Source organism: Nocardioides ureilyticus, from assembly GCF_051280745.1.
Taxonomy (GTDB): domain Bacteria; phylum Actinomycetota; class Actinomycetes; order Propionibacteriales; family Nocardioidaceae; genus Nocardioides.
The window spans coordinates 1-10025 of the sequence record NZ_JBNCOG010000060.1 but is presented as its reverse complement, the minus strand read 5'-3'; the positions used below and the strand labels follow the sequence as shown (position 1 = coordinate 10025).

Sequence of the window (10025 nt, the reverse complement as noted above, 5' to 3'; positions counted from 1 at the left end):
GCCGGCGCCCGCGCCGGCGCCCGCGCCGGTGACCTGGCCGACGACCCCGCCGACGACCCCGCCGACGACCCGGCCGACGACCCCGCCCGACCCGCGCCGCCGGGGTCCGCGGCTGTTCTGGTTCACCATGGCGCTGGCCGCTCTCGGCATCGGCGTGCTCGGCCTCCTCGAGACCGGCGGCGTGCCGGTCGCCGACGCGGCGTACCCGGCCCTGGTCGCCACCGTGTGCGGCGCCATGCTCCTGCTGGGGTCGGTCTGGGGCCGACCCGGTGGCCTCGTCGCCGTCGGCCTGTTGGCGACCCTCGCCATGGTGGCCACCAGCGCAGCGACCGAGGTCGAGGGCTCCAGCCGCACCGAGCAACCGACCGTCGCCGACGACCTGCGACCGACGTACCGCATGGGCGCCGGCCGGCTGGTGCTGGACCTGACCCGGCTCACGGACCTCGAGCGGCTCGACGACCGGGTCGTGACGGTCGAGGGCGGCGTCGGCGAGCTGGAGGTCGTCGTCCCGGACGACGGGCTCGACGTCGTCGCCCGGTCCGAGGTGGGCGTCGGCGGAACGGCGACCTTCGAGGACCGGCGCGACGGCCTGGGGGTGGAGACGGAGGCGGCGCACGACGGTGGCGGCGGCGCCCCGACCCTCCTGCTCGAGGTCCGGCTCGGCGTCGGGGACATCGAGATCACGACCGAGGAAGGGAGCAACCGGTGAACCGGGACATCTGGGCGGACGGGCGGCACCCCGTCAACGTGGCGCACCTGGTGATGGGGCTGGCGCTCCTCGGGATCGTCGCGGTGTGGGCGCTCGTCGAGGGCGACGTGGTGGCGGGCGAGGAGGTGCGGTGGCTGCTGCCCCTGCCGTGGGTGCTGGCCGGCGTGGCCGGGCTGCTGGCGACGACCCTCAGACCGCGCGCTCGCGGCTCTGCCACCACTCCGCCCGAGCCTGGAGCGTGACGTCCGGCTGGTCGGTGAAGAGCCCGTCGACCCCCGCGTCGAGGAGCGAGCGCACCTCGCCCGCGGGGTCGGCGACGTGCTCGGCCCGCAGGGTCCAGGCATGCACCGCCAGACCGGCCTCGTGGGCGGCGGCCACCAGGCCGGGGTCCTGCTCGACCAGGCTCTTGTGGACGCCCAGCACGGCGGCGTACTCCGCGACCCGCGCGATGTCGACCACGGTCCCCGCCGGCACCAGCTGCACCAGCGGCAGCTCGGTCCGGTGGGCCAGGTCGCGCAGGCGGTCGGGCTCGAAGGACTGCACCAGCGCCCGCCCCGGGGTGTCGAGCCGGTGGCGGGCGAGCACCTCGAGCAGGGTGCCCTCGAGCGGCAGCCCGATGGAGGCGAAGTACGACGGGTGCTTGGTCTCGGGGTAGATGCCGATCCGTCGGCCCGCCCGGCGCGACTCGTGGTGCACCAGCGCGCAGATCTCGTCCAGCGTCGGCACGGCCCACAGCCCGTCGTAGCGGGTGTTCTCGGGCCGCAGGCCGGGCATCCGCTCGACGGCCCGCAGCGTGCGCAGCTCGGCGAGCGTGAAGTCCTCGGTGAACCACCCGGTCACCTCCCGGCCGTCCACCACCTTGGTGGTGAGCCGGTCGGCGAACTCCGGGCGGCGCTCGACGTCGGTCGTCGCGGAGATGTCGTTCTCGTGGCGCGCGACGAGGACGCCGTCGCGGGTCGAGACCAGGTCCGGCTCGATGAAGTCGGCGCCCATGCGTGCCGCGAGGCGGTAGGAGGCCAGGGTGTGCTCGGGACGGTGGCCCGAGGCGCCGCGGTGGCCGATCACGAGGGGCGCCCCGGTGAGTGCGGTCGTCATCACACCTGCAGGCTGCGCGCCGCCAGTGACGAGGCGGCGGGAGACACGTGAACCCCCGGTGTCAGGATGGCGACATGGCTCTCCCGACGCTCGGGACGCTGCAGTCCCTGCCTGCCTCCGACCGCCCCGACCTGCTGGCCGCACCGGTGGCGACCGCGCTGGCCGGGTGGCCGCGCGCGAGCGACGTGGCGGTGGTCGAGATCGACCCGGCCCTCGCGGACACCGCGGCGATGACCGACGCCTACGGCCTGCCGCTCACGGCGTCGGTGAACTGCGTCCTCGTCGCCGGTCGCCGTGACGGGGAGGAACGGGTGGCCGCCTGCCTGGTCCGCGCCGACACCCGGGCGGACGTGAACAACCGCGTCAAGCGCCTGCTCGACGTGCGCAAGGCGTCGTTCCTGCCGATGGACCGGGCGGTGGCGGAGTCCGGGATGGAGCACGGCGGCATCACGCCGGTCGGGCTGCCCGCCGGTTGGCGGCTGCTCCTCGACGCCCGGGTGGTCGACGTGGAGGTCGCCGTCGTCGGCTCGGGCGTACGCCGTTCCAAGCTGCTGCTCCCGGGCCGCGACCTGGCGACGCTCCCGGGCGCGGAGGTCGTCGACGGCCTGGCCGGCTGAGCGCCACAATGGCCCGATGACCGAGGGACGCAACGAGACCGAGGAGGAGCGTCTCGACCGCAAGTACAACGACGTGCTGCAGGAGATGCGGGTCATGCAGACCGGCACCCAGCTGCTCGCCGGCTTCTTGCTGACCCTGCCGTTCACGAGCGTCTTCTGGGACCGCCTCGAGGAGCGCCAGCACGTGCTCTACCTGGTGCTCGTGATGATCGCGCTGCTCACCACCGCGCTCACGACCACCCCGATCGCCGTGCACCGCAAGATCACCGGCCAGCACATCAAGGAGCGGCTCCTCGACACCGCCCAGCGCGCGATGCGCGGCGTGCTGCTGGGCATCGGCGTCCTGCTGGTGCTGCTCACGTTCTTCCTCTTCGACATCGTGGTGGGGCTGGTCGCCGCCTTCGTGGCAGCGGCGGCGGTGGCGGTCGTCGCGGTGGTGCTGCTCGTGGTCGTGCCCCACCGGGCCGATGTCACCCCTTGACGGTCCGTCCGGCCGGTCCCGGCGGCCGGCAGCCGCGGCCGTGCTCGGCCTCGCCCTGGCCGCTGCGGGCTGCTCCGCGGAGCCGGGCGGCGCGGAGGGGGCCGTCCCCCCGCCGTCGACCAGGGCGCTGACCGCCGCGCCCGCGCCGCCAGTCGAGCCGCCGTCGGGGCGCCTCCTCGCCGACCTGCGGCAGTCCTCGCGCGACGCCGCCCTCGACCGGTTCCAGGTCTGGGTCGGCAACGACACCCGCACAGAGGTGGTGCCCACCCGGCTGACCTACCGCGACGGCCGGCTTCGCGCGCCGATCGAGGCGGAACGGCTCCGGCCCGTCCCGGCCGGCTCCGAACGCGGCTACCCCCTCGCGCTCCCCGCACGGCCGCGCTGCGGGGCACGGCCCGCCCGCCCCACGCTGGTGGTGGAGCACGGGGACGCGCGCACCACGGTCCCGGTCGACGACCCGGTGGACGTGGTCGGCCAGTGGGTGCGCCGGCGCTGCCTGCAGCAGACGGTGGCCGAGGTGGCGACGCTGCGGTGGGACGACCGGGTCGTCGCACCGGCCGACCGCCCGGTGGCACCCGGCGACACCGCCACCCTGACGCTCGTCGTCACCCCGAGCGGCGTCCCCGGCGGGCGGCTGCTCGTGCGGACCGTGGGCGGCACGCCGGTCCTCTCCCCCGCCGACGGCACGTCGGCCTGGTCACCCGGCAAGCTCCTGCGCAGCGACGGCCCCGCGGTCCGTCTGGAGCTGCCCGTCCAGCCGACCCGGTGCGACGCCCACGCCTTCCTCGAGTCCGGTGGCGCGACGGCCTTCCGGGTCCGGGTCCGGGTGGACCCGGCCGGGGAGGAACCGGAGGACGGCGAGCTCGTCGTGCGCATGGCGCCGCGGGGCGCCGCGGCGGCCATCGCCTTCGCCGTGGCGTCGTGCGGTCTGGCGGACGGCTGAGCGGCGGGGCTCAGACCCCGTGGATCCGGATGCCCGAGTGGGTCTTGTACTTGCGGTTGATGGAGATGAGGACGGCGGTGAGCGGCTCGAGCTGGCGGGCCAAACGGAGCTTCCCGGCGTCGATCCCGGGCCGGCTGGTCACCGAGGTGGCCAGCTCCATGACCTGCTCCTTGGCCTCCACCTGGTCACCGACCACCAGCACGTCCTCGCCGTCGAGGTAGTCGGCCTCTCCCCACAGGGTGACCGCGGAGACGTGGTGGAAGGCACCGACGACGACCGCCTCCGGCTGCAACCGCTGGGCGGACTCCGCCGCGGAGCCCTCGCCGCCGTCGATGACCTGGCCGTGGGCGCCGCGCTTGTCGAAGGCGAGCGGGTTGACGCAGGAGATGACGACCTTGCCGGCGAGCGGGAGCGAGGCCACCAGCTCGTCGTGGCCGTCGTAGGGCACCGCGAGCAGCACGAGGTCGGCCTGGCCACAGGCGTCGGCGTTCGAGGCGCCGGTCACCGTGCCCGCGCCGTCGAGGCCGGCGAGCCGCTCGGTCACCTCCGCGGCCGTGGCCTCGGCCTTCTCGGCAGCCCGTGACCCCAGCACGACGGTGTGGCCGCCGCGGGCGAACCGGTAGCCCAGTCCCTTGCCCTGCGGGCCGGTCCCGCCGATCACGGCGATGCGGTACGTCGTCACGGTCGCGCTCCTCTTGGTCGACTCCCCCGGCTCGTCGGGGACCGGGCCGATCGTGCCAGCCGCGCCCGTAGCGCGAGCACTCGCCCACCAGTTGGTACGGCGGGCGGGTTGATAACCTGCCGGCCGAGACACGACGAGGGCAGGACACCATGGGGAAGTCACTGCGCGGCGACGTCCAGGGCTTGCGCGCCGTCGCCGTCCTCGTCGTCATCGCCAGCCACGCGGGCGTGGTCTGGCTGCCCGGCGGGTACGTCGGCGTCGACGTCTTCTTCGTCATCTCCGGCTACCTGATCACCGGCCTGCTGCTGCGCGAGGTCGCGACCCGCGGCTCCGTCTCGCTCGCCGGGTTCTGGTCGCGGCGGGCCCGTCGCATCCTGCCGGCGGCCACGTTCGTCACGGCCGTCACCGTGGCGGTCGCTCTCTCCTGGTACAGCCTCATCGACGCGCGGCAGGTCGCCGAGGACGCCGCCTGGGCTGCGCTCTTCGCGGCCAACCTCCACTTCGCCCGCCAGGACGTCGACTACTTCGCCTCCGACCTCGCCGTCTCACCGCTCCAGCACTACTGGTCGCTCGCGGTCGAGGAGCAGTTCTACCTCGTGTGGCCGCTGCTGCTGCTGGCCTGCGTGGGGCTGGCCCGCCTCGGGCGCCGGGGGCGGCGCAGCCGACAGGGATCGGTGCCCCGCGGCGTCCTGGTCTCGGTGCTCGTCGCGGTGGCGGCGGCCTCGTTCACCTGGTCGGTCGTGCACAGCGCGGACGCCCCGGCTGCGGCGTACTTCTCCACGCTGACGCGGGCCTGGGAGCTCGCGGTCGGCGCCCTGGTCGCGCTGGTGCCCGCAGCGGCCGTGCGCCGGATGGGGCGGTGGCCGGCCACCCTGCTCGCGGTGGTCGGCCTGGCGATGATCGTCACCGCCTGCGTCGTGCTCACCGAGGCCACACCGTTCCCCGGGTACGCGGCCACGCTCCCCGTGCTCGGCTGCGCGCTGGTCCTCCTCGCCGGCGGAGGCGCCGCCCGGCCGATGACCGACCACCTGCTGGCCCTGCGGCCCGTGCGCGTCGTCGGCGACTGGTCCTACTCCCTCTACCTCTGGCACTGGCCGGCCCTGGTCCTCACCGCGGGGCTGCTGGGCCGCTCGTTGACCGCGGCCGAGACCGCCGTCGCCGTGCTGGTGACCTTCGTGCTCTCCGGGGTCACCTACCACGCCGTCGAGCTGCCCTTCCGGGACGGCCGGCCGGCGCTCGCGCTGCGGGTCCGGCGCGCCCTGGTGCTCTACCCGGCCAGCCTCGCGGTCGTCGCCACCACCTGCGCCGCCGCCTGGTGGTGGACCGGCGAGCGCGCCGACGGCGGCGACGGCCCGGCGATCACCGCAGGCGTCGACGAGGACGTGCTCGCGCACCCCGAGGGCACCGTGGCGCTCGTGCGCGCGTCGGTCGACGCCGCACGGGACCGGAAGGCGGTGCCGAGCGACCTGTCTCCCGACCTGCTGGACCTGCGCGACTCGATCGCGGACGTCGGGGCGTGCGATTACGCGACGGGGGTGCGGCGGCTCTGCCCGCGTGGCGACACCGACGCCGAGCGGACCGTGGTCGTGATCGGCGACTCCCACGCGCGCGCGTGGATCCCGGCGTTCGACCGGATCAGCGAGGTCGGCGGCTGGCGCGCCTACTACCTCGTGATGTCGCAGTGCACGGCCGCGCACGTGGTCGTCGCCCCGGTGCGCGAGGACCGGCCGTTCACCGAGTGCGGCCGGTTCCAGGAGTGGGCCGGGGCGCAGGTCGAGATGCTCCAGCCGGACCTGGTGGTCGTGACCTCGTCGCCGCCGGTGAACGGCGTCTACGACGGCGACACCCGGTACGAGGCGCTCGACCGGGTGGTGCCGCTGCTCGCCGACGGCTACGACGACCTCTTCGCCGACCTGCAGGACGCGGCCGAGCGGGTGGTGCTGCTGCGCGACGTCCCGAAGTCCTCCTACGACCCGGCGACCTGCCTCACCACCGGCTCACCGGACCTGGGCGACTGCAGCTTCGAGCCGCTGGAGCGCTCCCGTCGGCTCGCCGACGTCGCGGTCACGTCGGCCCGGCTGGCCGAGGTGGAGGTCGTCGACCCGACCCCGTGGCTGTGCTACCAGGGTCTGTGCCCGGTGGTGGTCGGCGGCACGCTGACCTACCGCGACACCGACCACCTCACGACCGAGTACGCCGCCTCGCTGGCCGGGGCACTGGGCCGGACGCTCGGCATGCTCGACGCTCCGTGACGTCCCCCACCCCGGCCGGGGTTGTGACCGTGACAGTGGCGGTGTCATGGTGACCCCATGAAGCTCTCCATGCCGCTGATGTACGACGGGAACCCCCGCCAGGCTGCCGACCAGGTCGCCGCGCTCGAGAAGGCCGGCCTGGACACCGTCTGGGTGGCGGAGGCCTACGGCTTCGACTCCCCCACCCTCATGGGCTACCTGGCCGCGAAGACCGAGACCCTCGAGATCGGCGCCGCGATCCTCAACGTCTTCTCGCGCACCCCCGGCGCGCTGCTGCAGACCGCCGCCGGCCTCGACAACGTCTCGGGCGGCCGAGCGGTCATCGGGCTCGGCGCGTCGGGCCCGCAGGTCATCGAGGGCTTCCACGGCCTGCCGTACGACAAGCCGCTGGGCCGCACCCGCGAGGTCATCACGATCCTGCGCCAGGGCCTGCGCCGGGAGCCGCTGGACCACCAGGGCAAGATCTTCACCCTGCCCCTCCCCTCCGACCAGGGCCTGGGGCTGGGCAAGCCCCTCAAGCTCCTCACCCGGCCTGAGCGACCCTCCGTGCCGCTGTGGGTGGCCGCGCTCGGTGACGCCAACGTCGCGATGACCGCCGAGGTCGCCGACGGGTGGCTCCCCTTCCTCTTCCTGCCGGAGAAGGCGCGCGCGGTCTGGGGCGAGGCCCTCGACAAGGGCACCGCCAAGCGCTCGGCCGACCTGGCGCCGCTGCAGGTCGCCGCCGGCGGCATGGTGGCGATCGGGGAGGGCGAGGACACCAAGGCCCTGCTCGACTTCGCCCGGCCGATGTACGCCCTCTACGTCGGCGGCATGGGCGCCCGCGGGAAGAACTTCTACAACGAGCTCGCGTGCCAGTACGGCTACGAGAAGGAGGCCAAGCAGATCCAGGACCTCTACCTCGACGGCAAGAAGAAGGAGGCGGAGGCGCTCGTGCCGCTGGAGTGGCTCGAGGCCGGCAACCTCGTCGGGCCGGAGTCCTACGTCAAGGAGCGGATCGCCGCCTTCGCCGAGGCCGGCGTCACGAACCTCCAGCTCACCCCGGCGAGCGCCGACCCGGCCGCCACCATCGCTCAGGTCAAGGAGTGGGTCTCCTGACCCGGCGCTGAGCGGACAGCCGCTCAGTCCCGCCCGAGCGAGCGAATGATGACCGCGTTGGCGGCGCGCTGGAAGCCGGTCACGACCGCCTCCAGCGTGAGCCGTCGCAGCCGGGAGACGGTCTGCTCGAGGCGCTCGGCGTCCTCGGGGGAATGCGCCTCACGCCGGTAGGGGCGCAGCACCTGCTCGCGCAGGATCCCGGTCAGCTCCTCGGCGAGCGCCTCCATGTGCCGCCGGATCGCGTCGCTGGCGGCTTCCATGCTGCCGGGCGGGATGTCGACGTCGAGCAGCTCCACGCCGACGCTCAGGTTCGGCAGGGCGACGTACGTGGACCCGTCGCGCTCGAGCGAGCCCAGCGTGACCAGCAGCGTGAGGTCCCGCTCGGAGAGCGGCCGTCCGACCTTGGCCTCCAGCTGACGCTTCGTCAGCCGTTCCTGCGGCTGGGAGGACCAGGACGTGAGCATCGCCCGCTGCAGCGCGAGCTCCTCCACCGAGGCGTCGGCCGGGACGTTGGCGAGCACCCGCTCGATCGCCTGCAGCGTGAACCCGTGGTCCTGCAGCGCACGGACCAGCTCGAGGCGGGCGCGGTGCTCGTCGCCGTAGTAGGCGACGCGTCCTCGACGCTCGGGCGGCGGCAGGAGGCCGAGGCTGGCGTAGTAGCGCGTGGTGCGGACCGTCAGCCCGACGGCCCCCGCGAGCTCGTCGACAGTGAGGGTCACGAGGTGAACCCTACCTTGCCCGATGACAGTTGTGCTGTCACAGTTGCACTGACAACCGCCGCGGGCGGTGGTCCTCACCCTCACCACCACGACATTCGGAGGAACCATGCCGGAGCGGCCGTCGATCTACGAGCAGGAGCACGAGGACTTCCGGGCCACCGTGCGCTCCTTCCTCGAGAAGGAGGTCGTCCCCCACCACGACCAGTGGGAGAAGGACGGCCAGGTCAGCCGCGAGGTCTGGACCCGCGCCGGCGAGCAGGGCCTGCTCTGCTTCGACGTCGACGAGGAGTACGGCGGCCCCGGGATCAAGGACTTCCGGTACAACGCGGTCGTCGCCGAGGAGATCTCGAAGGTCGGGGCGAGTGGACTGGGCTTCCCCGTCCACACCGACATCATCGTCCCCTACATCAGCCAGCTCGGCACCGAGGAGCAGAAGCAGCGCTGGCTGCCCGGGCTGGTCAGCGGTGAGCTGATCTCCGCGATCGCGATGACCGAGCCGGGCGCCGGGTCGGACCTGCAGGGCATCCGCACCACCGCCGTGGACAAGGGCGACCACTACGTCCTCAACGGCTCGAAGACCTTCATCAGCAACGGCATCATGAGCGACGTCGTCATCGTGGTCGCCCGCACCGACGCCGACGCCGGCCACCAGGGCATCAGCCTGCTCGTGGTGGAGCGCGGGATGGAGGGCTTCGAGCGTGGGCGCAACCTCGACAAGATGGGCCTCAAGGCCCAGGACACCGCCGAGCTCTTCTTCGACAACGTGGCGGTGCCGAAGGAGAACCTGCTCGGGGAGGAGGGCTCCGGGTTCATCTCCCTGATGATGAACCTGCCGCAGGAGCGGGTCTCGATCGCTGCGATCGCCGTCGCCGCCTGCGAGCACGTGCTCGACCTGTGCCTCTCCTACGCCAAGGAGCGCGAGGCGTTCGGCAAGCCGATCGGCAAGTTCCAGCACAACCGGTTCCTGCTCGCCGAGATGGCCACCGAGGTCCACATCGCCCGGCTCTTCGTCAACGACTGCATCACCAAGCTCAATGCCGGCCAGGTCGACACCTCGCTGGCGTCGATGGCGAAGTGGTGGACCACCGAGCTGCAGAAGAAGCTGGTCGACCAGGGCGTGCAGCTCCACGGCGGCTACGGCTACATGACCGAGTACCCGATCTCCAAGGCCTACCTCGACAGCCGGATCCAGACCATCTACGGCGGCACGACCGAGATCCAGAAGGAGATCATCGGTCGCAGCCTCGGGATCTGACCCGACGGCACGGCAACAGCTCGAGTGCTGGGGAGGGGGCACGGCGGTCGGGGCCCTCTGCCCAGCACCGACCTGCTGGTCCCGGATAGCCTGACCACGATGGACGCCGAGAGAGAGCACCCCCGTCCCACCCCCCAGCAGGTACGCCGCGCCCTGGCGCGCGCCGAGCGCGGCGCC

11 protein-coding genes are annotated in these 10025 nt (G+C 73.4%); 8 read left to right on the top strand and 3 right to left on the bottom strand.

Translation table 11 applies throughout. The features are described 5' to 3' along the window. The coding region (locus tag ACSMHG_RS19265) for a hypothetical protein (protein ID WP_435748160.1) at nt 1-709 on the top strand (709 nt) is incomplete at its 5' end. Continuing rightward, nucleotides 706-951: a hypothetical protein gene (locus ACSMHG_RS19260; protein WP_435748158.1), complete on the top strand. Its 246-nt coding sequence runs from the start codon at nt 706-708 to the stop codon at nt 949-951. The genes ACSMHG_RS19265 and ACSMHG_RS19260, both read left to right, overlap by 4 nt. Here the strand turns inward: ACSMHG_RS19260 and ACSMHG_RS19255 are convergent. Beyond that, nucleotides 899-1804 (bottom strand): glycerophosphodiester phosphodiesterase family protein, encoded by a 906-nt coding sequence (locus ACSMHG_RS19255; protein ID WP_435748156.1) that lies wholly within the window; start codon nt 1802-1804, stop codon nt 899-901. The genes ACSMHG_RS19260 and ACSMHG_RS19255 overlap by 53 nt on opposite strands. 74 nt (nt 1805-1878) lie before the next feature. On the opposite strand from ACSMHG_RS19255, the gene ACSMHG_RS19250 reads away from it, so the two are divergent. From ACSMHG_RS19250 to ACSMHG_RS19240, 3 genes are read left to right on the top strand one after another with little or no spacing between them, the layout of a single operon-like run. Then, nucleotides 1879-2421: a YbaK/EbsC family protein gene (locus ACSMHG_RS19250; RefSeq protein WP_435748154.1), complete on the top strand. Its 543-nt coding sequence runs from the start codon at nt 1879-1881 to the stop codon at nt 2419-2421. Between the two features lie 16 nt (nt 2422-2437). After that, a complete protein-coding gene (locus tag ACSMHG_RS19245; protein ID WP_435748152.1) occupies nt 2438-2902 on the top strand; it encodes a DUF6328 family protein in 465 nt (154 codons plus the stop codon). 40 nt (nt 2903-2942) lie between these two features. After that, on the top strand, nt 2943-3845 hold the full coding sequence (locus ACSMHG_RS19240; protein WP_435748150.1) for a hypothetical protein: 903 nt from the start codon (nt 2943-2945) through the stop codon (nt 3843-3845). Nucleotides 3846-3855: 10 nt separating this feature from the next. On the opposite strand, the gene npdG is transcribed toward ACSMHG_RS19240, so the two are convergent. Next, nucleotides 3856-4527 (bottom strand): NADPH-dependent F420 reductase, encoded by a 672-nt coding sequence (gene npdG, locus ACSMHG_RS19235; protein WP_435748148.1) that lies wholly within the window; start codon nt 4525-4527, stop codon nt 3856-3858. A gap of 149 nt (nt 4528-4676) precedes the next feature. Here npdG and ACSMHG_RS19230 point away from each other — a divergent pair, with 149 nt between their 5' ends. Both ACSMHG_RS19230 and ACSMHG_RS19225 read left to right on the top strand, forming a co-directional pair. Continuing rightward, nucleotides 4677-6779 (top strand): acyltransferase family protein, encoded by a 2103-nt coding sequence (locus tag ACSMHG_RS19230; RefSeq protein WP_435748146.1) that lies wholly within the window; start codon nt 4677-4679, stop codon nt 6777-6779. Nucleotides 6780-6836: 57 nt separating this feature from the next. Further along, complete coding sequence (locus ACSMHG_RS19225; protein WP_435748144.1) at nt 6837-7874, top strand: LLM class F420-dependent oxidoreductase; 1038 nt, start codon at nt 6837-6839, stop codon at nt 7872-7874. 23 nt (nt 7875-7897) lie between these two features. Here the strand turns inward: ACSMHG_RS19225 and ACSMHG_RS19220 are convergent, their stop codons facing one another. Further along, a complete protein-coding gene (locus ACSMHG_RS19220; protein WP_435748142.1) occupies nt 7898-8593 on the bottom strand; it encodes a MerR family transcriptional regulator in 696 nt (231 codons plus the stop codon). A 106-nt stretch (nt 8594-8699) separates the two neighbouring features. Here ACSMHG_RS19220 and ACSMHG_RS19215 point away from each other — a divergent pair, with 106 nt between their 5' ends. Beyond that, nucleotides 8700-9848: an acyl-CoA dehydrogenase family protein gene (locus ACSMHG_RS19215; RefSeq protein ID WP_435748140.1), complete on the top strand. Its 1149-nt coding sequence runs from the start codon at nt 8700-8702 to the stop codon at nt 9846-9848. Nucleotides 9849-10025: the final 177 nt, after the last annotated feature.